This is a genomic window from Methylomonas sp. ZR1, from assembly GCF_013141865.1.
GTDB lineage: Bacteria > Pseudomonadota > Gammaproteobacteria > Methylococcales > Methylomonadaceae > Methylomonas.
The window spans coordinates 3,600,604-3,626,574 of the sequence record NZ_RCST01000001.1 but is presented as its reverse complement, the minus strand read 5'-3'; the positions used below and the strand labels follow the sequence as shown (position 1 = coordinate 3,626,574).

At 50.1% G+C, this 25,971-nt stretch carries 20 protein-coding genes and 3 tRNA genes; 22 read left to right on the top strand and 1 reads right to left on the bottom strand.

Features of this window, described 5'->3' with window-relative positions:
• The first annotated feature begins 79 nt into the window (after positions 1-79).
• Complete coding sequence (locus tag DDY07_RS16390; protein WP_253734517.1) at positions 80-1,315, top strand: glycerophosphodiester phosphodiesterase; 1,236 nt, start codon at positions 80-82, stop codon at positions 1,313-1,315.
• 196 nt (positions 1,316-1,511) lie between these two features.
• Here DDY07_RS16390 and DDY07_RS24325 read toward each other — a convergent pair whose 3' ends face one another.
• Complete coding sequence (locus DDY07_RS24325) at positions 1,512-1,643, bottom strand: hypothetical protein (RefSeq protein ID WP_301539352.1); 132 nt, start codon at positions 1,641-1,643, stop codon at positions 1,512-1,514.
• Positions 1,644-1,761: 118 nt separating this feature from the next.
• On the opposite strand from DDY07_RS24325, the gene parC reads away from it, so the two are divergent.
• The 21 genes from parC (at position 1,762) to DDY07_RS24165 (ending at position 25,765) form a co-directional block, all read left to right on the top strand.
• Complete coding sequence (gene parC, locus DDY07_RS16385; RefSeq protein ID WP_171696637.1) at positions 1,762-3,999, top strand: DNA topoisomerase IV subunit A; 2,238 nt, start codon at positions 1,762-1,764, stop codon at positions 3,997-3,999.
• A gap of 192 nt (positions 4,000-4,191) precedes the next feature.
• Positions 4,192-4,268: transfer RNA gene (locus DDY07_RS16380), tRNA-Pro, on the top strand.
• Between the two features lie 6 nt (positions 4,269-4,274).
• A tRNA-Arg gene (locus tag DDY07_RS16375) sits at positions 4,275-4,351 on the top strand.
• A 21-nt stretch (positions 4,352-4,372) separates the two neighbouring features.
• Positions 4,373-4,448: transfer RNA gene (locus DDY07_RS16370), tRNA-His, on the top strand.
• Between the two features lie 3,013 nt (positions 4,449-7,461).
• Entirely contained in the window at positions 7,462-8,982 is a 1,521-nt protein-coding gene (locus DDY07_RS16365; RefSeq protein WP_101052016.1) for a radical SAM protein, read from the top strand.
• Positions 8,983-8,986: 4 nt separating this feature from the next.
• Positions 8,987-9,982 carry a kinase gene (locus tag DDY07_RS16360; RefSeq protein WP_033155979.1) on the top strand — a complete coding sequence of 332 codons (996 nt, stop codon included), beginning with the start codon at positions 8,987-8,989 and terminating at the stop codon, positions 9,980-9,982.
• Positions 9,983-10,076: 94 nt separating this feature from the next.
• On the top strand, positions 10,077-10,895 hold the full coding sequence (locus tag DDY07_RS16355; protein ID WP_033155980.1) for a transketolase: 819 nt from the start codon (positions 10,077-10,079) through the stop codon (positions 10,893-10,895).
• The gene (locus DDY07_RS16350) at positions 10,892-11,854 is read left to right on the top strand and encodes a transketolase family protein (protein WP_171696636.1); all 963 of its coding nucleotides are present in this window, start codon (positions 10,892-10,894) and stop codon (positions 11,852-11,854) included. The genes DDY07_RS16355 and DDY07_RS16350 overlap by 4 nt, the downstream gene beginning before the upstream one ends.
• Before the next feature lie 16 nt (positions 11,855-11,870).
• Complete coding sequence (locus DDY07_RS16345; RefSeq protein ID WP_216614768.1) at positions 11,871-13,040, top strand: DegT/DnrJ/EryC1/StrS aminotransferase family protein; 1,170 nt, start codon at positions 11,871-11,873, stop codon at positions 13,038-13,040.
• 10 nt (positions 13,041-13,050) lie between these two features.
• Positions 13,051-13,770, top strand: a complete 720-nt coding sequence (locus DDY07_RS16340; RefSeq protein ID WP_216614767.1) for a nucleotidyltransferase family protein — start codon at positions 13,051-13,053, stop codon at positions 13,768-13,770.
• Positions 13,761-14,345: an SIS domain-containing protein gene (locus tag DDY07_RS16335; RefSeq protein ID WP_171696635.1), complete on the top strand. Its 585-nt coding sequence runs from the start codon at positions 13,761-13,763 to the stop codon at positions 14,343-14,345. The genes DDY07_RS16340 and DDY07_RS16335 overlap by 10 nt, the downstream gene beginning before the upstream one ends.
• 25 nt (positions 14,346-14,370) lie before the next feature.
• A complete protein-coding gene (locus DDY07_RS16330; RefSeq protein WP_033155985.1) occupies positions 14,371-15,309 on the top strand; it encodes an NAD(P)-dependent oxidoreductase in 939 nt (312 codons plus the stop codon).
• Between the two features lie 30 nt (positions 15,310-15,339).
• Positions 15,340-15,939, top strand: a complete 600-nt coding sequence (locus tag DDY07_RS16325; protein WP_171696634.1) for an NUDIX hydrolase — start codon at positions 15,340-15,342, stop codon at positions 15,937-15,939.
• Positions 15,940-16,054: 115 nt separating this feature from the next.
• Positions 16,055-16,846 carry an ABC transporter permease gene (locus DDY07_RS16320; protein ID WP_171696633.1) on the top strand — a complete coding sequence of 264 codons (792 nt, stop codon included), beginning with the start codon at positions 16,055-16,057 and terminating at the stop codon, positions 16,844-16,846.
• A 58-nt stretch (positions 16,847-16,904) separates the two neighbouring features.
• A complete protein-coding gene (locus tag DDY07_RS16315; protein ID WP_033155987.1) occupies positions 16,905-18,236 on the top strand; it encodes an ABC transporter ATP-binding protein in 1,332 nt (443 codons plus the stop codon).
• On the top strand, positions 18,236-19,783 hold the full coding sequence (locus tag DDY07_RS16310) for a hypothetical protein (protein ID WP_171696632.1): 1,548 nt from the start codon (positions 18,236-18,238) through the stop codon (positions 19,781-19,783). The genes DDY07_RS16315 and DDY07_RS16310 overlap by 1 nt, the downstream gene beginning before the upstream one ends.
• Positions 19,780-21,843, top strand: a complete 2,064-nt coding sequence (locus DDY07_RS16305) for a hypothetical protein (protein WP_171696631.1) — start codon at positions 19,780-19,782, stop codon at positions 21,841-21,843. Before DDY07_RS16310 ends, DDY07_RS16305 begins: the two co-directional genes overlap by 4 nt.
• Positions 21,843-24,008, top strand: coding sequence for a glycosyltransferase (locus DDY07_RS16300; RefSeq protein ID WP_171696630.1), 2,166 nt, complete (start codon positions 21,843-21,845; stop codon positions 24,006-24,008). The genes DDY07_RS16305 and DDY07_RS16300 overlap by 1 nt, the downstream gene beginning before the upstream one ends.
• Positions 24,005-24,958, top strand: coding sequence for a hypothetical protein (locus DDY07_RS16295; protein WP_171696629.1), 954 nt, complete (start codon positions 24,005-24,007; stop codon positions 24,956-24,958). The genes DDY07_RS16300 and DDY07_RS16295 overlap by 4 nt, the downstream gene beginning before the upstream one ends.
• Before the next feature lie 401 nt (positions 24,959-25,359).
• On the top strand, positions 25,360-25,605 hold the full coding sequence (locus tag DDY07_RS24170; RefSeq protein WP_367650887.1) for a transposase: 246 nt from the start codon (positions 25,360-25,362) through the stop codon (positions 25,603-25,605).
• A complete protein-coding gene (locus tag DDY07_RS24165) occupies positions 25,598-25,765 on the top strand; it encodes a transposase (protein ID WP_240617973.1) in 168 nt (55 codons plus the stop codon). The genes DDY07_RS24170 and DDY07_RS24165 overlap by 8 nt, the downstream gene beginning before the upstream one ends.
• The last annotated feature ends 206 nt before the right edge of the window (positions 25,766-25,971 follow it).

The window sequence follows — 25,971 nt, the reverse complement described above, 5'->3', positions numbered from 1 at the left end:
AAGTTGCCGGGGGGTATTTGCCGCCCGGCAATTTCTCTGGTTAAGCCATTTAACTTCAAGCAAAATAAGGACTTTATTCATGTTGAAACCCACGTTATTGACTATGGCCATGCTGGCTGCAATCGGTACGCAAAACACTGCCCAGGCACTGCCGCACAGCGAACATCACGAACATGCTAGTGCCGGCCCGCTGGTTATTGGCCATCGCGGTGCGTCCGGCTATCGCCCGGAACATACATTGGCCGGCTACCAATTAGCTATCGAATTGGGTGCCGATTTCATCGAGCCCGATTTAGTGCTGACCAAAGACGGTCAGATGATCGCCCGTCACGAACCCATCATAGGCGGCACTACCGATGTAGCCAGCCACCCGGAATTTGCGGATCGCAAAACCACCCGGATGTTAGATGGCGTAGCGGTGACTGATTGGTTTGCCAGCGACTTTACTTTGAAAGAAATCAAAACCCTGCGCGCCATCCAAACCCGCGGCCGGGATAATTCTTATGACGGCGAGTTTGAAATCCCAACCTTGAACGAAGTGATTGCGCTGGCCAAGCAGCAAAGCGAAAAAACCGGCCGCCGCATTGGCATCTATCCTGAAATCAAGCATTCCACTTATCACGCCGAACTGAAGAACGCTAAGGGTAAGCCGTTATTTGGTAAGAATTTTTTCGAAGATAAACTGCTGAAAAAACTGCATAAGGCATACGGCAATAGCGCTTGCGCACCGGTGTTCATCCAGTCGTTTGAAGTCAGCAATCTGCAATATTTGAGCCGTAAGACCGACATCAAATTGGTGCAGCTGATCGATGCGGACGACGTCAACGCCGACGGCTCAATATCGCTGGTCACACCTTACAAGCAGCCTTATGACTTTGTAATAAAAGGCGATCAACGTACTTTCGCCGATTTGCTGAGCAGCGACGGCCTGGATTTTGTTAAATCCTATGCCGATGCTGTCGGTCCCTGGAAACCGTATCTGGTAAAAACCGTAGCCGTCGATTTTGACCGCAATGGCGACGGCAAAATAAACATTAACGACCGAATTGTCGAAGGCAGCACCGGCGTAGTGGAAATGGCCCACGACAAAGGCTTGCTGGTGCACACCTGGACGTTCCGCAACGACGCTAGCGGCTACGGTTTCGCCGATCCGCAACAGGAAATGACCTATTACTATGATTTAGGTGTGGATGGCTTGTTTACCGACTTTGCCGACACCGGAGTTGCGGCCCGTGATGCCTCGGTGCACGGGGATGGCACGCAGGCTGGAGAATGTTGCGGATTGGAGTGGAGTCACCTAGGGCGTCATCGTTAGCGCTAGTCGATGATTGTTATTATGTTCTGCAAGCTCCATGGCTTGCGGAGCATCGCCTTGGTGTTAGGCGAACAAGCGCCGGAACGAGTTGTACTTTAATTATTGATACGTCAGCGGCGAGCTTGTTCCGGTGGATGGTGGTAGTCATTAGTTGGCCTAGCGTGCCGTGCCCGGGCATAACCTCTTCCCCGAAAGGTTAACTACGCATGGCAAAGCGTATATGATTTGGATAGCTGGCAAGTTTGTCGGTGTCACGTGATGCCGGCTTGGAGTGGCTAAAATTCTTGACCAGCACGCAACGAATTTGGCTTTGTTTGGGTTGATTCATCGAATCCACCCAGAGAAGGCCAATGTCCAGCACCCATCATGCTACGACTGTGGTATTTTAGCCGCCCTCTATTTCGTCGCGGTTCGGCGGCTTTCAACACAGGATTACTCGCAAAACCATGGGTGTACAGGAAAACTTCGAACAACTCCCGCTAAAAGAATTCACCGAAAAAGCTTATCTGGATTATTCCATGTATGTAATTTTGGATCGGGCTTTACCGCACATCGGTGACGGTCTAAAGCCAGTACAGCGCCGTATTGTGTACGCGATGTCCGAGTTGGGCCTAACGGCGTTGGCCAAATACAAAAAATCGGCCCGTACCGTCGGTGACGTGCTGGGTAAATACCATCCGCATGGCGATTCGGCTTGTTACGAAGCCATGGTGTTGATGGCTCAGGACTTTTCTTACCGCTATCCTTTGATTGACGGCCAGGGCAACTGGGGTTCGCCGGATGATCCAAAATCTTTTGCCGCCATGCGGTACACCGAGTCACGGCTGACCGCTTACGCGCAAACCTTGCTTAGCGAATTGGGGCAGGGCACGGTAGATTGGACCGACAATTTCGACGGCACCTTAAAAGAGCCCAGCCTCATGCCGGCCCGCTTGCCGAATGTGCTGCTGAACGGCACGATGGGTATCGCCGTGGGGATGGCAACCGATATTCCGCCGCACAATCTTCGCGAAGTCGCCAATGCTTGTCTGCAATTACTGGACGATCCGGAAACGCCACTCGAAAACTTGCTGACGCATATCAAAGGACCGGATTATCCAACGGATGCCGAGATTGTGACGGCTAGCGCCGATATTCAAAAAATGTATGCGACCGGCAACGGTTCGATAAAAATGCGTGCCAAATACGAGCTGGAAGACGGCAATATCGTCATCACGGCTTTGCCGCATCAAGTCTCCGGCGCTAAGTTGCTGGAGCAGATTGCCGCGCAAATGCTGGCGAAAAAGTTACCAATGATCGAGGATTTGCGCGACGAATCCGATCATGAAAATCCGACACGGTTGTTAGTTATTCCCAAGACCAAGCGTATTGATGTCGATGCGGTGATGTCGCATTTATTCGCCACGACTGACCTGGAAAAAAATTATCGGGTCAATATGAATATGATCGGCTTGAACGGTAAGCCGCAGGTCAAAAATCTACGAATGATTTTGTCTGAATGGATCAGCTTTAGAACCGAAACTGTGCGTCGTCGTCTGCAATATCGTTTGGATAAAGTGCTGGCGCGTTTGCATATTCTGGAAGGTTTGCTAATTGCCTATCTGAATATCGACGAAGTGATTGCGATTATTAGAAGCGAAGATCATCCTAAGCCGGTTCTGATGGCGCGGTTTGGCCTCAGCGATCTGCAAGCGGAAGCGATCCTTGAGCTGAAATTGCGGCACTTGGCCAAGCTCGAGGAAATGAAGATTCGCGGTGAACAGGACGAACTTGAGCAGGAGAGACAGGCCTTGGAAAAAACCTTGGGCTCTGAACGCTTGTTGAATCGACTGATCCGCAGGGAAATCGAACGCGATGCGGAAAAATACGGCGATGATCGGCGTTCGCCCATCGTTGCGCGGGATGCGGCTCAGGCCCTGGATACCACTGAGCTGATTGCGAATGAACCGGTGACGATTATCTTGTCGCAAAAAGGTTGGATCAGGGCGGCCAAAGGCTATGATATAGAAGTCGAAAGTTTGAGCTATCGCGCCGGCGATGCGTATTTATCGTCAGCGAAAGGCCGGACCACTCAATCGGCGTATGTATTGGACTCCACCGGCCGAGTCTATACCATTACGACTCATGATTTGCCCTCTGCACGGAGTCAGGGTGAACCGCTGACCGGTCGGCTTAATCCGCCGCCAGGTAGTTTGTTTACCGATGTATTTACTGGGCAACCCGAAGATTGGTTATTGATTGCCAGTAATGCCGGTTACGGTTTTCGAGTGCAGTTAAAAGAGCTGCAAAGTAAAAATAAAGCTGGGAAGGCGTTGTTGAGCTTGCCAACTGGCGCCAAAGTTTTAACGCCGGCGCCGATTCCAACTGGTCACGACTTGCTGGCGGTTGCGACCTTCCAGGGTAGATTGTTGATATTTCCAGCGTTGGATCTGCCCGAGTTGGCGAAAGGCAAGGGTAATAAACTAATTCAGATTCCTGGCGGGGACTTGGTTTCCGGTAAGGATGCTGTGGTAGCGGTAACGGCGTTGTCGGCGAGCAGCGAATTGAAAATCGTCTCCGGCAAGCGGCATGTCACCCTGAAAGCCATGGATATTGCCCAATACACTGGCAATCGTGCGAATCGTGGCACAGCATTGCCGCGTGGTTTCCAAAAAGTGGATGGGTTGGAGTGTATTGTTGCTTAATACTTTGCGGTGCTGGACATATTATTGGGAGTTTAAAAGCTTTTTTTGGGATTTTTTGTGCCAACTATTTGAGGCTCAAAATCGGTTTATCAGATCAGTTTGAAAAAATCTGTTGACGTAAGCAATCAATGTCTTTATCATAGTCATCTTTCTGGAGCGCTTCTGCTCTTCGGGATAATAAGAAGGTCAATTCGGGGTATAGCGCAGTCTGGTAGCGCGTCTGCTTTGGGAGCAGAATGTCGGGAGTTCGAATCTCTCTACCCCGACCAAGATTTGCGCTTGTAGCTCAGCTGGATAGAGCATCGGCCTTCTAAGCCGAGGGTCGCAGGTTCGAGTCCTGCCAAGCGTGCCATCGCAAAAAATCATCATTATGGTGAGCGTAGCTCAGTTGGTAGAGTCCCGGATTGTGATTCCGGTTGTCGTGGGTTCGAGCCCCATCGTTCACCCCAATAAATTCAATAACTTATCATTCAAAGGCGGTTGCTATGAGTGATAAAGTGTCAAAAGAAAGTCATCATTTACAATGATTGCTCTCTATTTCTGTGTCGCGTGCTTCGGTGTCTAATGAAAAAGGACAACAAATGAGGACGGCTATTTCATGTGCTTATTAAGCGCGGTTGGAATTTTATGCTTTTAGGCGTTGGATGGCGCGGTTTCGAGTTGGCTACTGTTTTGCTGCATAAGTCTATTGATGAATATTTCCCGTTGAAGTCGTCTGGTTCTTAGTTTGAAATTAGCCTTCTTTTTCCGGGTTTTGAATTGGCGGGCGGCCAGTTCGAGCTAGACAAAGCCGAAGCTTGTTCTGTGGTCGAAAACTCCCAAGGGTAATACGCGCGCCGTTGACAGTCTCTGCGCAACATTACCCGGCATGCCATCAGTTCCGCCTCAGGAAAAAATACGCTGTTTGCGCTGGGGGCGGTGTTTAGTGCGGTGCTGGCGACCGGTAAGGCGCTGAAGGTTTTTGCAGTATATTTAAGGGTTTGCCTCTCTGTAAAAATCCCCGGCCTTCTAAAGGCGCGCGAATATCTGTAGGGATAGGGGGGCGGCCTCAGTAAGTGGTAGTGCAGGGGCTGTGCCGAGCACGATTGCCAACGAAACGGTCAGCAAGTGGCTCTGCGCCAATGCCGGGTTGGTGGAGGTTTTGGTGCGCGGCAGCAAGGTGGAAAGTCCAGCGTTCCGAATAGAAATAGTCGCCGAAGACTTTCGGCACCTCCCGCCCCGCCAATAACACCGATATGCTCAGCTATACCCAGACGATGTAAGCCGACGTCAGTCGTTGCGCAGAGGTGGGGCGGAGCGGGCCTACAGTGTCGTATTTAAGCTATGGCACGGAGCTGGGCGCTAGGCTTCGATCTTGCCGTCCGCCATCTTTGCCGTGCCGTCGATCAAACCGGCCCAGCTCTTCATGTTGGTGGCTGGCTGTCAGTATTGCCTTGCGCCTGTGCGGGGCGCGAGTCAGCGCCAGGCCCTGCGGCTCCCCGTCGGAAGGCTTGATGCCTCGTTCGCCAATGGAGGTATTCAGGTCAAGCGATAGCTTTTCGATAAGTCAGGACGAGGCGGATCGCTCGAGTATGCTCCAGATTTCATCGTCGGTCAGTGCAGTGTTGCTCTAGAGCAGATTGTCGCGGAAGGTGCTGGCCTGAATCAGTATTTCCTCTGGAATATAAGCAATGCTTTTTCGCCATCCCGGAAGTGCAGTCAGTGCGCCTAGTCAATCCAAATGGTGCTGCTATTCGGTGCTATCAGCCTGATGAGTGAGTTGATCCGGGTGGTTTTGCCGGTGCCGGAAACGCAGGTGATGGTTGTGGTCTATTTGGCAGGTATTGCCAAGTGCTTGGCCGTCAACGCGAAGTGCGACTGGGGGTGACTGAAAGTAGGATAATCAGGTCTTGTGGCTGTGCAGGCTCGTCGCGGGGAGGCGGAAAGTCTGGGTTTGCCATGCAATCGCCAATAGGTTATGCCGGGCCGAAAACGCTGGAAGCATGTGCGGCAATTGCTGTCGAGCGTCGGCGATTTCGGAAGAGTCGGGTAGCTTAGGGGGTATACGTCAATCATTACCAGCAAATGATCGGCGACGTGTAATTGCAGCGAGTGACTTTCCCGGTCTCGGAACGGCATGGGTCTGCACCGCGATCAGCCAACAAAAAACACTAGAGCGGTTTCGAAATCCCAGTTTGGCGTCAGGCTGGAAAGGAGGTTGTGAGTCGCTGTAAAATGCCTTCCGCGTCAAACACGCCCGATAAGGGGAGTGGTGGCAACGCAGCTTGCAATTCCGAGCCTGCCGACATAATGCTGAGCAATACAATGTGCCGGATTGTCGGCGGATCGAACGTAATAACTCTCGTGGATAGGCGAGAAAATGCCAGTTGTCCTGGTTGGGGGCTTGATTGTTCGATGCCATTGTCGGGCATGATGGTACGCTACGCCAATCGCTTACGTCATTCTGAAGCTAGGCACGATTTGCGTGCTATGCTCGATCTCGCGAGCACGAGGGCGTTTGGTTTTGGGGGTGTTGCGTCAGCAGGCTGTTTTCACTAGTGAGATCCTCAGGTTATTGATAGCCTGAGTAAGGCCTCGAACAATTCCGTTAGAATGGATTTTGATACGGTCATTTTTTCTGTTTTAATCGCCAGAAGCCTTCGAACTTAAAACTGTCTCTTGCCGGGGTGTAGGTGGAAGCGGGCGAGATTGAGTTCATATGGTCTAGGCTCGTTGTACAAATATGCTTGGTTAATTTTGACGATTCAAGGCTGATCGATCATGGTTGTATCTAGTGAAGTAAGTCATGGCTCTTATTAAATTGGTTGGCAACGTAGATTGCTTTTTTACAAAAAACATTTTAAGCTCTTAATAATGTGTGGAATAAATAAAATATTAAGAGATAAAGTATTTTGTATTTATTAGGCTTGGCTCATGGGGATTTTCTGGTCAAATACGTAACTTTTATCTTCATGATAATCGCCTTTTCAGCAGGCGGTTGAAATTATTTTCGACGTTGAGTATCCATAAGTATGGTTACTACAAAACATTGTCGACAAGTTATTGATTTTTTGTTGTCGATGAGTAAACTTTAATGATTAGGCTGTGTTTTGAGGGTGATTTTCTGACTGAATTGTGTTTTTAACGGGGTCTTAAATCAACTGGTGTCAGAAGCTAGTCAATGATGCTATTATTGGCTTGACGTCGATCCGAATAATTAAATAGATTGAGTTATCAACTTTAAAGAGAAGTGGGTGGATGTGCCGTAATACATAACATTACGACCGCTTCGGCAGGTAGTGGAAGGGTGTTTTATCGTGTACAAGTCGGTCTTTTCTGAAAAGGCTTTTTTACAACGTTTAACAATTGATGCCGTAGAAATTGAAGCGCAATTACATAAGCAGAATTGCTTTAGATTATGTTTTTTCGGTTACCTAAATGAGTCGCAACAGACCTTAGTCTCACATAATAATTAAATACTAGATGGATGTATTGTTCATAAACCCCGATTCGTCTACTAAGGCTTATCAGGATCTCGCTAAAACCTATTCAGCTATCGAGCCCCCTACATGGGCACTTTTACTGGCGGAGTCATGCCGAAGCAAGGGATTTGATGTAGCCTTAATGGATTGCGACGCTGAGCGTTTGACGCTTGAACAATCGGTTCAGCGCATTGATGAGCTCAACCCCCGTTTGGTAGTGTTTGTTGTTTACGGGCAAAACCCCAATTCCGGAACAACCAGTATGATCGGCGCATTGGCCTTGGCTAGCGCGTTTAAGGATGCTGCTGGTAATCAAACGCCGATTGCCTTTGTTGGGTCGCATACGAGCGCTTTGCCTCTAGACGTTCTGGCTCATGAGTGCGTCGATATTGTGTTGCTCAACGAAGGTGTTTACGCATTGCACAACCTGTTGAAAGGCAATCTCAAGAGCGACTTGGCGCATGTCAAGGGCATCGGCTATAAACAAAGCTCTTCGGCTTTGCCCGTGCTCAACCCACCTCAGTCCGTGGTGCCGCAGGAACGAATGGACGAAGACCTGCCGGGTTATGCCTGGGATTTGCTGCCTTACCGCGAAAAACCACTCGATCTTTATCGGGCGCATTTCTGGCATGCAGAGTTCAGCCACGACAAACGCACACCGTTCGCGGCTATTTACACCTCGCTAGGTTGCAATTTCGGTTGCGATTTCTGCATGATCAACATTGTCAATCGGTCCGATAACGGCGCCGGCATTGATGCCTCGCACTCCCGCGGCATGCGTTTCTGGTCGCCAGCCTGGGTAATTCGCGAAATGGAAAAACTGGCGACGCTTGGCGTTCGCACACTACGCATCAGCGACGAAATGTTCTTCCTCAATCGTAAGTACTACGAGCCGATACTGCAAAACGTGGTCGATAGAGGTTTCGACTTTAACATGTGGACTTATTCCCGCGTCGATACCGTCAGGCGCGATGCGCTCGATTTATTTAAACGCGCCGGCGTAAATTGGCTGGCATTGGGCATCGAGGCGGGTAATCAAATGGTGCGCCAAGAAGTTTCCAAGGGGTCGTTCAAGGAAGTCAATATCCGTGACGTGTGCGACACGATTGGCGATGCCGGCATCAGCATTATCAGCAACTATATCTTCGGCTTCCCGGATGATACGCTGGAAACGATGCAGCAAACGCTCGATCTTGCCATCGAGCTCAATACCGAGATGGCCAACATGTATCCTTGTCAGGCCTTGCCGGGCAGTCCTATGTACCATATTGCCAAACGCAACGGCTGGAAACTGCCCGAGACTTACGAAGGCTTTGCCTTCCTGTCGTATGAATGCGAACCGTTGCCGACTAAGTATTTGCGTTCGGAGGATGTGTTGCGTTTCCGTGATCAGGCATGGCAAACCTACTTTTCAAATCCCGCCTATCTCGGGCTTGCCGAGCGCCGTTTTGGCGTGCAGGAGCGCAAGAATATCGAGGACATGGCGAGCATCCGCCTTAAGCGAAAATTGTTGGGAGATTGAGCACTTGATTATCACCAGAACCCCGTTCAGGATTTCGTTTTTTGGGGGGGGCACCGATTACCCGGGTTGGTATCGCGAGCATGGCGGCGCCGTGCTGTCGACCTCCATCGATAAATATTGCTACATCAGTTGCCGTCGCCTGCCGCCGTTTTTCGACCATAAACACCGCATCGTCTATTCCTTGATCGAAAACGTCAAACATAACGACGAAATTCAACATCCCGCGGTGCGCGCGGTGCTTAACTGGGCAAATGTTGCAGAAGGCCTGGAAATTCATCACGATGGCGACCTGCCTGCTCGTTCCGGTTTGGGTTCCAGTTCGTCGTTTACCGTGGGCTTATTGAACGCCTTGCAAGCCTTGCAAGGGCGAATGACCAACAAGGATGAATTGGCTAGCGATGCGATTCACATCGAACAAAACTTGATTGGTGAGAATGTCGGCTCCCAGGATCAAGTGTCCGCCGCCTTCGGTGGCTTCAACCGGATTGAGTTTCATACCAATGATACCTTCGACGTTGCACCGTTGATTCTGCCGCAACAGCGCCAACAAGAGCTCCGTCAACATTTGATGCTGTGCTTTACCGGCTTCTCGCGTATCGCCTCCGAAGTCGCGAAGTCGAAAATCGACAATTTGAAAAATCGCGAAAAAGAGCTGAAGTTGATGCGGGCAATGGTTGACGAGGCTATTGCATTGCTGCAGGACGGCCGCGAACCCATCGAATCCTTTGGTAAGCTGTTGGATGCCAGTTGGCATTACAAACGTAGCTTGTCCGAGCGGGTGTCCACCCCAGAGATCGACGAAATATACAATGCGGCCATGGACGCTGGCGCCATCGGCGGCAAAATTTTGGGCGCGGGGGGCGGTGGTTTCTTATTGTTGTTTGCTAAACCGGAGAAACAGGCCGTGATTCGCGAACGGCTCAACAACTTGATTCACGTGCCGTTCAATTTCGAAGACTCCGGCAGCCGAGTGGTTCTCTACCAACCCAACGGACTTTAATTGTGATGCACCAGTTTTTATGTCTTGGCCTTTATGCCGGGGTGGCCAACGGTTCGCCCCGTTCTCGAACCAACGCCGAAACGGAGGCGCTGCTTTGAATTCCGAACCCCTTGATTTACGCGCCAAGGCCCATTGGGTCTGGAGAGAGACGCTAGCGATTCACCGTCGCGCGCCCGAGACTCGGTTGGCTTCGTCGCTATCAGCCGTTGAAATTTTCGTCGCCTTGTATTACGGAGGCGTCTTGCGTTTCGATGCCTCTCAGCCATTGGCGGCGCATCGTGACCGTTGCGTGATCAGTAAGGGCCACGGTTCAATTTGCATGTATCCGATTTTGGCCGATCTCGGTTTTTTTTCGAAAGATGAATTGTTGCGAGTTTGCCATAGCGGCGGTTTTTTGGGCGGTATTCCCGATCCGGTGATTCCCGGTTATGAGACCGTCAACGGTTCGCTCGGTCATGGTCTGGGCGTAGCCACCGGTATGGCTCTGGGCTTGAAGCGGCTCGACAGTGATCGACAAGTGTTCGTTGTGTCGGGCGACGGTGAATTGCACGAAGGCGCCAATTGGGAGGCAGCGATGTTTGCCTCTCAGCACAGGCTCGACAATCTGAATCTCGTCATCGACGACAACGGTATCAGCATGCTCGGCTATACCGATGACATCGTCAGCCACCATTCGCTAAGCGAGCGCTTAACCGCGTTTGGCTGGGATTGCCGCCGAGTCGATGGTCACGATGTGTTGGCTGTGCAGGCTGGCTTGTTGGAGATGAAGGCGACGACGGCTGGTAAACCGAAAGCACTGATCGCCAAAACCTTGAAAGGTCGCGGTGTGCCGGGTTTGGAGAATGCGCCTTTGTCCCACATTCTTAATCCCAAGCCGGAATTAATTGACAGTCTACTGGAGCAATTGCCATGACGACCAAGCCGCTACCGATGCGCGACGTTCTGCTTGATCGGATTTGGCAAGCGATGGGGCAGGATGCAAAAATATTTTTCGTCAGTGCGGATTTTGGTTCGCCGATACTGGATAAAATACGCGCCGATTTCCCCTCCCGGTTTGTCAACGTCGGCATCGCCGAGCAAAATTTGATCAACGTGTCTGCTGGTCTGGCGCTCGAAGGGTTTACCGTGTTTGCTTACGCGATCGCGCCGTTCATAACCATGCGCTGTTACGAACAGATTCGTGTCAGCTTGGCATTGCTGTCGGAGGTGCGGCCGATTAACGTTAATTTGATCGGCGTCGGCGCCGGGTATAGTTACGTGGTTTCCGGGCCGACGCACCAGTGCTACGAAGACTTGACCCTTATGCGCGCGATGCCGAATTTTCAGGTGTTTTCCCCCGCCGACCATGTAACCGCTGGAGCATTGTTCGAGCGCTGCGTATCGGCTACAGGCCCCAAATATTTGCGCTTTGACGCTCAGGTATTGCCGGTAATCTACGAACAAACGGCACCTGATTTGCGATTGGGTTTTCACGTTCACCGTCGAGGGCGGCGCATATGTTTGCTGGCGACCGGCTACATGTTACATACCGCGCTGAAGGTGGCGGCTCAGCAAGACCCCGAGCACGATGTCGGTGTCATCGATTTGGTGGACATTGCGCGTTTCGATGAGGATAGCTTAGCTGACGAACTCGCTGGCTATCAAGGCTTGGTCAGTTTGGAAGAAGGCTTCAGTGGCCGCGGTGGGGTTGATGCCATGCTATTCGATTTTCTGGCTCGACGGAACCTGCCTTTGACGCTGCTCAATCTGGGGGTCAATGGCGGCTACCGTTTTGAGCTGGGTACACGGGCCGAATTGCACGAACAAGTCGGCATAGGGCCGGAAGCCGTGCAACGGCGCGTTGCGGCCTTCATTCAATCACTTTCTCACTAACCGGGTATTCGACAACATGAAATTCCCCCTGATGCGTAACAACATTCTGCGCGAAGATCTCGACGCAGTGATCGAACATCTCAAACAAGACGATCCGATTTTGACTCATGGTGTGAACGTGCGCGCGTTCGAGGCCGAGTGGTCGGAGTGGCTGGGCGTGAAATACAGTGTTTTCCTGAATTCCGGTGCATCGGCCAACCTGCTGACCATGGCGGTGTTGAAAATACGCCACCCCGAAGGCGGCGAAGTCATCGTGCCGCCGCTGGCCTGGGTATCCGATGTCGCATCGGTGTTGCAGAACGGCTTTACCCCGATATTTGCCGACATCAATCCGGCGACGCTGGCGATGGATACGCAACAAATTCTGAGTAAGATTACCGATAAAACCCGCGCCGTATTTCTGACTCACGTCCAAGGTTTCGATGGCCTGACCGACGAACTGGTCGCGGAACTCGAACGCCGCCACATTCCGTTGATCGAAGATGTCTGCGAATCGCACGGAGCCCGGCATAACGGTAAATTGCTGGGTAGTATCGGCTGGATTTCCAATTTTTCCTATTACTACGCCCACCACATGAGCACCATTGAGGGCGGCATGGTTTGCACCAACGACCCCGAGGTCTACCAGCAAGTGCGCATGTTGCGTTCGCACGGCATGGTGCGCGAGGCGACCGACAATGATTTGAAGGCACGCTACATCGACGAAAATCCGCAGCTCAACCCGGATTTTATTTTTGCCTATCCGGCCTATAACACCCGTAATACCGAAATCGGCGGCATAATGGGCCGTAGCCAACTCAAACGCCTCGATATGATCGTACAACGGCGTACCGAAAATTTGCTGCGCTTTCTCGATAAAATTGATGCGTCCAAATACCGCACCGATTTCAAACTTGAGGGGTCGAGCAATTACGCTTTTAATCTGATCCTCAAAGAGGCCGACGATAATTTGGTTCAACGAGTGATGAAAAAAATGCGCGAATCCGGCATCGAATTCCGCCGAGGTAGCGCCGGCGGCGGCAACCAGATCCGTCAGCCGTATTTGCGCGGCATCGTGCCGGAAGGCCATCATCTGGAATATCCGAATACCGAACACGTTCATTTTTACGGTTTTTACATCGGCAATTTCCCCGACTTGAGCTCTGCCGAAGTCGACGAACTGTGCGCGTTGCTCAACGCGGTTTGACGGCGACATCGTGACCACGGCAATTGTTCTGGCAGGCGGCTTGGGCACTCGTTTGCGTGACGCGGTACCCGATTTGCCGAAACCGATGGCCCCAATTAATGGTCGGCCGTTTCTCGAATTTTTATTCGAGTATTGGCGTACCCAGGGTGTGGAGCGTTTCATTCTATCGGTTGGCTACCGTTCGGATGCAATCACTGATTACTTCGGTGAGAATTACCGTGGTGCGATGATCGAATACGTGCTCGAACAAACTCCTCTGGGTACCGGTGGGGGGGTGCTGTTAGCCGCACGCAACATCCCGGCCCGCGAACGTTTTCTGTTGCTCAACGGCGATACTTTCTTCGCTGTGGATTTGGAGCAGTTAATGTGTTTCGCACAACGTAACGACGCGGATTGCTGTTTTTCGTTGTTTCGTTCCAACGAAGAAGGCCGCTATATGGCGCTGGAAGTAGCGGACGACGGGCGCATCGAGTCCTTGCAGTCAGGTAAGGGCGGCATCGGCAGTTTGGCCAACGGCGGCGTGTATTGCCTGCGCCGTAGCGCATTGTTGGAAGAACAATTTACGCCAAACGCCAAATGGTCTCTCGAAGACGATATTTTTCCGGCGGCTTTGACGGCCGGTCGGCGTTTAACCGGTATAGAGTTTCCGGGCACTTTCATCGACATTGGCATTCCAGACGATTACGCACGCGCCGCGCAAGTGTTGAACCAGGAGGCAGCGTGGATATAGTTTCGCGCATCAGGATCAATGTTCAAGCCTCGATTGATGCCAAGATCAGTCTATTGGCGGATACCGAGGCTTTAACCGAATTCGGCGCAGCGGTGGAAGCCGTCATTGCCTGTTATCGCAACGGTGGCCGCATTTATATCGCCGGTAACGGCGGCTCGGCGGCCGATGCTCAGCATTTGGCGGCGGAGTTTGTCAGTAAACTAGCGCGGGAACGTGACGCTTTGCCCGCAGAAGCCCTGACTGTCGATAGTTCCATCCTGACCGCAATCGGCAACGACTACGGATTTGAACACGTATTTTCCAGGCAGCTGGCCGGTAAAGCCTGCGGCAACGACATCTTTTTAGGCATCAGCACGTCGGGCCAGTCGCCGAACATCTTGCAAGCGCTGGCGCAATGCCGCGCTATGTCGATACCCAGCATCGTATTTTGCGGCCGCGATGGCGGCAAAGCGCGCGAACTTGCGATGTATGCAGTAGTCGTTCCGGGAACTGCGACCAGCACTATTCAGGAATTACACATAGTCCTGGCGCATACGCTGTGCGAGTGCGTCGAAGCGGCAATCTTTGGCGAATGAATTTTTTCGAACCGAAAGGAGAGTTATGAGTTACAACATTTTAGTGACCGGCGGTGCCGGCTATCTGGGTTCTACCATGGTACCCGACTTGCTGGCGGCGGGACATAAAGTTACGGTGCTCGACAACTTCATGTTCAAGCAAAGCAGTTTGAACCACGTCTGCCACCACCCGAATTTCTCGGTCGTAAAGGGTGACATCCGCTTGGAAAAAAATGTCGCACCATTGCTTAAAAATGCCGATATTGTGATTCCGTTGGCTGCGCTGGTGGGGGCGCCGCTGTGCAATCTGGATCCAATCGGCGCAACCACTACCAACCACGACGCGATAACGCTGATGCTGAAGTTGTTGGCCAAGGATCAAATCGTGTTGATGCCGACCACGAACAGCGCTTACGGCACCGGCGATGAAAACAACTTTTGTACCGAGGAGTCACCGTTGCGTCCGATTTCGCAATATGCAATCGAAAAGGTCAAAATCGAACAGGAATTGATGCAGCGCGAAAACGCAATCAGCTTCCGTTTGGCGACCGTATTTGGCATGTCGCCAAGGATGCGCGTTGATTTGCTGGTTAACGACTTTACCTATCGCGCTGTCAACGACCGTTTTGTCGTGCTGTTCGAAGGTTATTTCAAACGCAATTACGTACACGTGCGTGACGTTTCAAGGGCTTTCCAGCATGCGATTGCCAATTATGACGCGATGAAGGGCCAGATTTACAATGTGGGGCTCTCCGAAGCCAATGTGTCTAAAAAGGAATTGTGCGAAACAATCAAAAAACAGATACCCGACTTCGTGTTTATCGACGCACCGGTCGGTAAAGATCCCGATCAGCGCAACTACATCGTCTCCAATGCAAAAATTGAGGCAACCGGCTATAAAACTTCTGTCAGCCTTGATGCTGGTATTGCTGAATTGATCAAAGGTTTCACGATGATCAAGAACTCGATGTACGGCAACGTTTGATCTAACACCAAACTAAACCTCAGCGCCGGCATGCAACACGAAAATAACGTAAAGGACGAAAACTTTCGGATCGAACTTTTGGGGCGGCAAGAGGTATTCGAAAATACGTTATTTCGGGTTTATGCCGATCACGTCGTCGATTCTCACGGCAACGAAGTGCCGCGCTATCTGAGCGTCGTACCTCGCTGCTTAGTCGAGGGCTCTGTCGCTGGCGTTGCTGTACTTCCGGTTGCAAGGCACTGTATTGGCTTGATCCGAGTGTTAAGACATCCCTTGCAGCGCTGGTCTTGGGAAGTGGTCAAGGGGCATGGGGAGCCCGGCGAAAGCCCCGCCGCCTCAGCGGAACGCGAGCTGATGGAAGAGACGGGGTTGGTGCTATTGGACGGTGGTTTGAGCGATATGGGGGCGCTGTCGCCGGAAGCAGGCGTTATCCAGGCTCGCTCTCGGCTGTTTGCCGCTTCGGTCGATGCCGGTGCAACCGCCAAGTTCGAACCGGAGTTCGGTCACGGCGAGCTTCAATTTTTCGACCGATCTAAGGTATTACAAATGATTGCCGAGGGTGAAATCGAAGACGCCAGTTCGTTGGTGCTGGTTTACAAATGGTTGATGACGCATGATTTCAATGTTTGAAGACATTTTTGATTTGTTGCTCCGCTACGGCTTTTTAAATGTGCTATCAGCTAGTTTGAGTTCAATTCGCCGCCCAAACTAATTTGCCCGGTAATCTAATCTCCGCCTTGATTCCATGTTGGATATTGTCAGTAATATTATGAAGTATCGTTCACTAATTGGCGCACTTGCCTTGCGTGATTTGCAAAGCAGATACGTTGGGACTATGGGTGGGGCATTATGGTCTATCATCCAGCCAGCCTCTACGGTGGCGGTGTTTTATTTTGTGTTCTCGGTAGGTTTTAAAGCGGCCGCGCCCGCCGGTTCGCCTTTCATTATGTGGTTTATCACCGGACTGATGGTTTGGTTTTATTTCAATGAAACTTTGATCACCATTACCGGATCGGTGACCGGTAACGCTCATCTGATTAAGAAAACCGTTTTTCCGACCGAAATACTCCCCTTCGTATTCATCACGGCAGGTATTGTGCCGCATATGATCTTCATGATCTTTGTGATAGGAATGCAAGTTTGGTATGACATTGCATTTTCGCCGGTGCGTTTGTTGGTGGTCTATTTCATGCTGTGCAACGCCACATTGCTACTCGGTCTGGGTTGGTTGTTTTCCGCGCTACAAGTGTTTTACCGGGACATAGCGCAAGCCCTATCCGTGATATTGAATGTTCTGTTTTGGTTAACGCCGATTGTGTGGTCAATGGAACTGCTGCCGGAAAATTATCGCCATTTATTATCTTATAATCCAATTTACTATATTGTTGAAGGGTATCGTGGCTTACTTATATTTCCGGAGCCGAAATTACCAAATTTAGCTGAGACTGCTTTTTTTTGGATTGTGACAATTTCGATTCTATTTTTCGGTGCTTATATTTTTCGGCGGCTTAAGCCTGAGTTTGCCGATATGCTTTGAAAATAATGGAGCATAATGTGATTAATAAGCGTTATTTAACTGAAATGGAGGGGGCTTAATGGAGTCGTTGCCCGCAATATCAGTTTGCAACGTTAGTAAGAAATTCAGATTGTTTTCTTCTCCGAAGCAACGGTTAATTGAGGCTATTCATCCATTCCGTAAGCAGTACCACAAAGAGTTTTGGGCGCTGAGGAATATTAGTTTCGATGTGCATCGCGGGGAAATCTTCGGTATTTTGGGGCGTAACGGTTCAGGCAAGTCGACGTTATTGCAAATCATCTGCGCAGTGATGCAGGCTACCGGAGGAGAGGTTAAGTCGAGCGGCAGAATTTCCGCATTACTGGAGTTGGGAGCTGGTTTCAATCCCGAATTCACCGGGCGTGAAAATGTCATTTTAAATGGTGCCATTCAAGGTTTTTCGAAACAGGAAATGCAAGAGCGTATCGACGATATCGAAGCATTTGCCGACATCGGCGAATTCTTTGATCAGCCGGTTAAGCTTTATTCTTCTGGAATGTTTGTCCGGGTTGCATTTGCGGCCGCGATTCATATAGACCCCGAAATCCTTGTCGTCGACGAGGCGCTGAGCGTTGGTGATTCCAAATTCCAACACCGTTGTTTCCAACGCATCCGAAACTTCATGGAGCAAGGCAAGACTATTTTGGTTGTCTCGCACAGTACGGACACCCTGTTAAGGATTTGCAACCGTGGCGTCGTTTTGGATCGGGGAGAGTTGGTACACATCGGCCCGATCGCTGGTGCTGTCAATCACTACCAAAAGTTGTTGTTCGGAGAGGCTCAAAACATATCGAAGAACAACGGTAAGCGAAAGAAGGAAATGGTCAAGGGAATGTCGGAGATGCCCAAAAAGGAAAGGGCGGACAAAACCGATAAAATCCCCTTAAAACCTACCTATAACCGCCACGAAACCCGAATGGGCTCGGGTAAGGCCCGGATTGTCGATTTCGATCTGGTGGTCGATGGTGAATTGAATCCTCCCGAGATTGCCTCGCATGCCAATTGCGAGTTGATTGTCAAATTAGTCGGCAACGAGTTCGTGCAACTCTCGGTTGGTTTTGCCATCGTCTCGCTAGAAGGCACTTATGTTTTTGGCACTAACCTGGCAATGATGGGACATCCTCCCGCTCAAATCGAAGCTGACGGCTATGCGGTGTTAAGATTCCATTGGCAAGCGCATCTTACCGGGGGCGAATATTTTCTCAATCTCGGTTGTAACGAATTTGTCGATGGGCAAGATAGTTTTGTCGATGTGCGACGCTCGGTGGCACGATTGAAATTTTCGGATACACCGCAGTCGGTCGGTTTTGTTGACCTTCAGGTCGTACCTGAATTAGTGGCTGTAGAGATTCCGGATGAGCAGGTAGTTTAATGACAGCTCCACGACCGTTGGTGGTAGGTTATCCCCGTAGCGGTTTCTCTTTACTCATCAGTGTGATTGCTGAACTTGTCGGTCCGGCACGGGATAGACGTACGCTTAGCATCAAAGCGCTGTGCGACACTGCCGGATTCCAGATTTTCCGGCGAATAGAAGATGTGTTCATGCGCCGCGGTCTGTCGCACGATCTCATTTACAATTACAACTTTCGACAATTGGCCGGAGGACCTAAATGGTTGGCCGGTTCCGAGTTTCGCGATGCTCGATTTCGAAAATATATCGGCCTGCGTGGTGGCGGGGATTTCACACTAATTACTTCTCATCCCCGAGAGATTCTCAATTATTACGAGGTTGTCCATTCGCATGTTGGGCCGGCGACTTGGTTGAGCGCGCTTGATGTCCCGAAGGGCTTGCGTTTTGCATCAATGCGTCATCCCGCGGGAACGCTAACATCTGCCTGTTTTTCGATCAATGCGCTGGCCAGTGAATATATCCAACGTTTTGTTCCCTGTCAGGAGGATAACGACTTTCTAAGACAACGCCTTGCTCTTTACAAGCTTAGCGATCTTAACTTTTTCGAAGCGCTACTGCCGCCTTTTAAGGCTTACCTTGAAGAATTCACTCAGCAAGATCACCACTACTATTTGATGCGCTGGGAAGACTTGATTGATAGTCCGGTCAAGACCATTCTCGGTATTGCGGATGAATTGGGTTGCGGCACAAGCGTACCTCAGGCGCAAGCCTTATGGGCAAAACTCGACCACGTGAATCTAACCGGCGCCCACAAGCACAATCTACGTCGGGGGCATGGCATCGTTGAGGGTTGGAAGGACTGGATAACCAATACCCATCTCGATATTTTGCGCGACCACGGGATCGAAACGTATGCGGTTCGCTACGGTTACGGCCCCATGTCGCCTTTAGACGAAAGTACGTATACGCCATTTCAGCAAATGCTCGAAGACTATATTCGACGGGGCGAGGTATTTCGTGATTACGGTGACGAAGATTTGTTTGGATTTGCTTTCAACAAGTCCAATATCGATTTTTCTCGTTTTGGTTTTCGCCAATATCCTTGGCGAACCCATACGGCCATTGAGCGGTCCTCGTGCCGCGACGAAAGCTTGGTCATGGAAGTGTCGGATGTGGCGGAGGAGGCGTGCGGCATTTTCAATGAAGCAGCCTCAATCTGGATCGACGCGGTGCATAATGACGATTTAGATTCGGCCATGATAGATTCGATAACGCCAGTCGTATCAAGACTTTACGATAATGATGCGGAGCTGGCCTCGTTTGTATCCGCTATGACCGCTGCGGTCAATGCTGGCCAGTGCTCCTACGCCGGTAAGAAGGAGAAATACTCTGAGCCTCTGTTGCTGGATAGCGTGGGAACGACAAATATCGTACTTTTTCAAGGCAAGTATTATGCGGTTCCACAGGCGTTGGGGCCTGTCGATTTTAGCCTGCCGAACCTCTCCGGCATTGCTTTTACGGGAATTGCAGATTCTTTTTCCGAACTCATTTTGATGGTGAATAAATGAAAGGAAACAGCAGCGAACTTAGATTTCTCGAGCCGACTGCGCGAGCCTTTGCAGAAGCCTTTCGCGACAATCCGCCATTAAACGGGCCTGTTTATCTTGTGGGTCACGGCGAGCTTGCGGATACCATCGTGCGGGATGCTGCTAACGAAGGCGTATCGGTTATTGCGCACGCGGATATTCCGCCAATGGAAGTTTTAAAACAAGCTCGCGTGTTGTTGTTTACGGAAACTCGCGGCGAGCAACTTGGGGATCTGTTGTTGGCATGTTTGGATCTGCAACAGGTACGGATTTTTGCGCCGAAAAGTGATTGGCACATGAGTCGCAAACCCTTGTTTATAGTTTCTATCCCCAAAGCCGGAACGCATTTGGCCTACGAGTTTGCTCGAGCGTTGGGATATGCTGCTGGTATTCAAATACCTGATTTTCCCAAGCCAGGCACTTGGTATTGTATCGAATACAGTAACTCACATACGGTTGCTCGCGATTTCTTTATCGACTCGGTGCGCCGAGCGCCATTTGGCAATCGGCACCATCCGGTTACTCAATCCCCTGTGCTCTTTGTTTACCGGCACCCGTTGGATATTCTGGTCTCTGAGGCGCATTACTACCATCGCGAAGGTAAAACGGTTTTCGCAGGCTATTTTTCCGGTGAGGATTTTGAACATCGGGTGCGCCAATTGGTAGACGACGAATGGTTGTTGGGTTCCTTACGGCAGCGTGTGGGAGGTTTTTTGCCATGGCTGAATTTTCCGAATGTCATCCCGGTCGCTTTCGAGGAACTGGTGGGGGGAGCCGGCGGCGGTTCGGCACGCGCTCAACTTAAATCGATTTGGGCCATACAATTAAAACTTCAGGCGGACGGTATTACCAAAGACATTGCTGCTCAGGTCTTCAATCAGAATTCGGCGACCTTTCGTGAAGGTCGTATAGGTGGCTATCTTTCGCAATTGCCTTCAAATCTGATCGACGAATTGGCCGATCGATGCGCTGATGTTCTTTCCGGCTTCGGCTACACGGTAAGGGGTGATTCGTTGATTCCTAGCCGGGTGGCTGAATTTCAGTCGCGTCCGTTGCGGTATTCGGCCAAAGACTTCAACGAGATGCCTTTGACCGTGGAACAAGACTTCATGGGCTGCAATCTTGTCCGCTATGCCCGCCGTTTTTATGCCGTCCCCCTTTCGGCGGGTGTTATTGCTCTGGATGAATGCGCGCCCCAGCAGCTTGCGCGCTTGCCTTCGGCAACGACGCTTGCCGAATTAAAGTCCGTATTGTTGATTGGCCGTAAGGCTTATGATCTGCAATTGGCGCAGCTTAACCATACGGGGCTTGAGTTGCATTCCAACACGGCGAACAACGTTTCCCTGGCCTACTGGATGGAATCCGAAGAGCCTTGTCTCTTTGATGCTTACAAAGGCTTCAATTTGGTGGCCTGGAAGGGACGTTATTTCGCTTTGCGTCAGTCTGTTGGCACGATCAATTTAGCGCAAAATTTACAGACTTTGCTGACCCTTTACACGCCGGACGCTATTCTAATGGCAAGGGATGTCGACACTCTGATGGATGATATAGATGGTATCTCGACGGCGGTTCGCCTGACGAATAATGTCAACGGAAATATTGCCGGTTTGCAAGCTCAGCTCGACGACTGTGCGCGTTCGATTCAAACGCAATCGGAACAGTTACAGTTACAGAATGTTTATGATATGGCCCGTTTATACGGGGAAAAAATCGAAGGTTCTCTACAGGCTTTGAGTCTGCAGATTGAAGACTCCGTGGTCAAAGGTTTGCAACATACGCTAACTAGCATCATTCAACAGCATGTTTATGATATGTCCCGTTTATACGGAGAAAAAATCGAAGGTTCTCTACAGGGATTGAGCCTGCAAATTGAGGACTCTGTGGTCAAAAGTTTGCAGAATACGTTAACTAGCATTATTCAACAGCACGCAGGCTTGCAAGGTGAAGTACACAAACAAGAAGAACGAATTATGGACTTGAATAATAAGCTCAACATTCGTAATGCGAGTTTCCTATCGCGTCTGTTTCGGAGAAAACCTTGATGAGCGAACAGATGCTGAATGTCGCAATTCCCTGGAGCCTGACACACTATATTCCGCTGAATGGCTTTCATCCCCTCTACCGGGCGTTGTTCGAAGAGAAGCCCGACTGGTTGAATATCGCGGCATGGGATAACATCGAGTTATCGCAATCTTTGCGCGGCGACGAGGCGTTCAGAGAATCCTTACTCGCCGAAGTTGCGAAAGAGGCCGTCAAGTTGGAAAACGTTTCCTTATCGCCTATCGAGAAGGATTACTTTGCACATTATTGGTCTGCCAATCAGGGATTAACCCGTTTATTGCCCGGTGAGATTGAAGTTCATCACACTGCACCGTTTCCGAGTCTGTGTCGCCCTTTTGTATTTCACTGCGAATCGTTCGCGCCGGTTTTTTTTCCATTCGCGCATCAAGGAACCGGTAGCATGGAATCGCAAGAACAGGTACGAGCGCATTACAAGCAAATATTCGAAAATCCGCTGTGTCTTGGAGTTTTTTCCCATTTACCTGAGACGATCACGGATTTGAGCCGTTTTTTTGCGTCGCCTATCATCGATGCCAAGCTTCATTTGTCGCGCATTGGTTTAATGGAGGGGGCGGAAGAAAATAAACAATTATCCAAAGGTCCTCTATCGTCAACCAGATTCCTGTTTGTCAATTCGGCCAATCAGAATCCCGCAAATTTTTTCTTGCGCGGCGGGCATATTGTCTTGCGTTTTTGGCAAGCCTTTTGTCGCGATCCGGAGAATAAACGATTGTTTATGCGTTGCGGACGCCCCTCGGATGCAATGTTGCGACAATATGGTGTTGATTTAGATTGGTTGGGCTGTCACGAAGGTCATAGCATTATATGGATTGAGGATTATCTGACAGCGCATGAACTGGAGAAGCTAATGTGCGCCGCGCATTTTCTGCTGCTTCCGAGCGCTTCCTTGCATTCGGTTTCGATCATGCAGGCTATGGACGCGGGCGCTGTGCCGGTTGTCTCCGATACCATTGGGACCAGCCTCTATGTCGTGGATGGGAAGGATGGAATAATCTTATCCGGAGTATATGCCAACAATTGGCGACGAGATCCTGAATGCGGAGTAATGATTGATCAATATGCTCGAAATCCAGATTTGGAAGACGCCCTTGTTGAACAACTCTTAAGGCGCATAACGGAACTGTTCCAAAATCCAAAAAAATACGCAGAATTGTCTGCCAACGTGTGCAGAAAAGCTCGTATGGAGTTTTCAGGGCGCCTATTCAGCGAAGCCTTTTGGTCTGACGTATATGGTTTATATCAGGATTTTCTTAAAGATAATCTTGTGTCGAATGGGGCAACAGATTTATCGCCAGCGAAGCATCATCTTTTAATTGACGACAGCGATTGGGGCAGGGTTTTCACGAGTCCGCCGCAACCGGTAGCCAGATTGCATACCGGTCAAGGATGCGTCACCGAAATGGGAGGGTGTTTTATTGCCTCTCCTGGCGATCAAGCGGTGGGGTTGCATGACTGGTCTCCAATCACTGAGTATGTCGAGCCGTCATTGCCCATCCCTCTCGCGTTTTCAACGGAAATAAAAGGGCTAGGCGGATGTTATCTCAGAGTCCCAATCACGGAGGCCGAGCGCCGCAATACAAAACGGTTTATTGAAGTCGTAGCCAACAAATTAATGCCTTTTCCCCTTGTTTACGCGCTCTCATCCAAATTTCTTAAGTTGTTAAGGCGTTTATATCGAGCATGGAGGCAATTCTTTGGCGAAATAGTTGCGGAGCAAAAAATAGCCCAGCCGGAAGCCAATATTGAACTTGTTGCACAAGATATGCATGGGCTGAATATTATACGTTGCAATCATCAGTTTTATGCCATCTCCAAGAATGGAGGAGAATTCAACAAGCAGCGCGCAGATGCTGGAGATTACGAAGTTTGCATTAAAGGAACAAGTCTTAAGGACATTCTGCGTAAAGTTGAAGAGTTATCGACTGTATCGCAAGAAAGCATTGAGTTAGTTGAAGAGGGGGTTTGCGGCTTCAATTTGATCCGTGTTGGAAATTCTTTTTTTGCAATCATGCAAGCCGAAGGGGCATTTGATATGAATCGTGTAAATACAAACGGCTATAGCCAGCTCTATACCGGCGACTCGCTTGAGGATGTAAGAATGGCTGTAGAGCGCAGTTTGTCATGACCGGGCATTCCAAGAGTCGGTCGATTCACCTTTGGTTATATAACCATCCTTTACAAGGCGTAACTGATCAGATCGAGTTCTTTTTTCTGATAATGCAGCAACATGGTTATTCCGTGACTATGGGGCGCACGCCAAAGGATAGTGCGCTAAATGTAGTCATCGAGAATTTTTCGGAAATGACCAGCAGGACACTCATTGATTATTGCGAACGCACTGGCAAGCGAGTGGCGGTTATTATGACCGAGCACCTTGATCTGGTTGGAAACGAATTGTTCATCCATGGCGACCGATTATGGAGCAATAATGACTACATGCATCCTGCAACTCAGGTGGCGAGAATCAAGAATCTCATGGATTGCGTACCTTATTTTCGGGCTATTTTTGTGTTGGGGGACCTGCCTGAGTTAGTAGGGTCTGAGAGAATGTTTCCCGGCCTTACAGTCAGAACGCTTCCGTTTCCCGAATTAGTGCGTGTTGAATTGACGGGTCAAAACCCGACGCATGAAGTCGTTTTTTCCGGCGCACTTACTGCGTTTCGGGATCAAACGCTACGGGCGATTGCCGAACGTTTTGTGTTAGCGCAAACCTCGAACTTTTTACCGAGAAAGGGGCGTGACCGACTTAATGAATCCGCGCGCATCGTGTTGAATATTCCCCAGCGACCCAATTGGCGTTGGCTTTCATTGATGCGTATCATTGCCGCGTTGCGTTGCGGCCGAGCAACGGTTTCGATTGGAACGCAAGACCGATCCTGCATTGCTGAATGCTGTATTCAATTGCATGAAACTGGCTGGGAAGATGAATTAAGGCGGGTGGTGAATAATTGGCCCCAGGCCTATGAAGATTGTTTGACGCAATATGAAGGCATGCGGCAATCTTTTCTCGCAAAGCATCGGTTTCCACATGATTTGTTAGAGTATTGGAGTTTATTGGAGCGCTTGGACACCTGATTAATGGGCATGAACTATTTATACAAAAGATAAATATTGATGGATTATAAGATGGCGCATCAGCTTCCTAAAAAGTGATATTTTTCTTGCCGGCAGAAGTTTCAAGGGAATTCTGAAATAACTAAAGTCTCGTGGTGCTATTTATTCCGTTAAGGAACCTCTGATTAATTGCACACCAGGGATATAATTTGGCATTCACCTGGTTTTCGCGACGACGCGCATGGACCCTTAACGATAACTCAGTTTTGCCGATGCCGAATACGCTAACAGAGGCAAAGTCACCCGGCACGAGAAGTTTCTCGGTTAGCTCGAAGCTTTATTGCCGTGGGCCGTCATGCCAGCGAAGATCGAACCGCATTACGCTTCAGGTAAAGGACGTGGGCGCAAACCGTTTCCGTTGAATGCCATGTTGCATGTTCACGTCGCACAGATTCTCTATAACTACTCCGATCCGGCATACCCATAGGGAACAAGTGGAAGAGGCGCTGTATGAGATTGAATCGCTGCGGCGTTTTTGCGGTATCTGCCTGGAAGCCGTGCTGGATGAAAGCACGATTTTGCAGTTCCGGCACCGACCTCGACTAGAAATCAGGACAAAGCGCACGATCCCGAGATGCATGCCTGCAAGAAAGGCATTCAATGGTTAAATTCCACATTGTTGTCGATAGCGAAACCGGCTTGGTGCATACCTTCAAAGTCACCTCGGGCAACGTCAGCGACATCGCGGAAGCAGCCTCGTTGTTGCACGGCGAGGAACAGTTTGTCCACGGCGATGCGGGTTATCAGGCCCGTTGGCCTTTCTGGTAGCGATTGCCAATGTCCTGCGCGGGGATGCCTACTAACGTCGTAGCCTGATTGCGTCTGCAATTGCCAAATAAGGCGCATTGCGAGCACAAAACGGACTGTTTTAGATCAATCATCAGTCAGTTTTTGAGTTTTGACCGGCTATTGAAACTGATGTATTTCAAAACAGCTATTATTCAGAGGTTCCATAACGAAAATGCAGAAGTGTG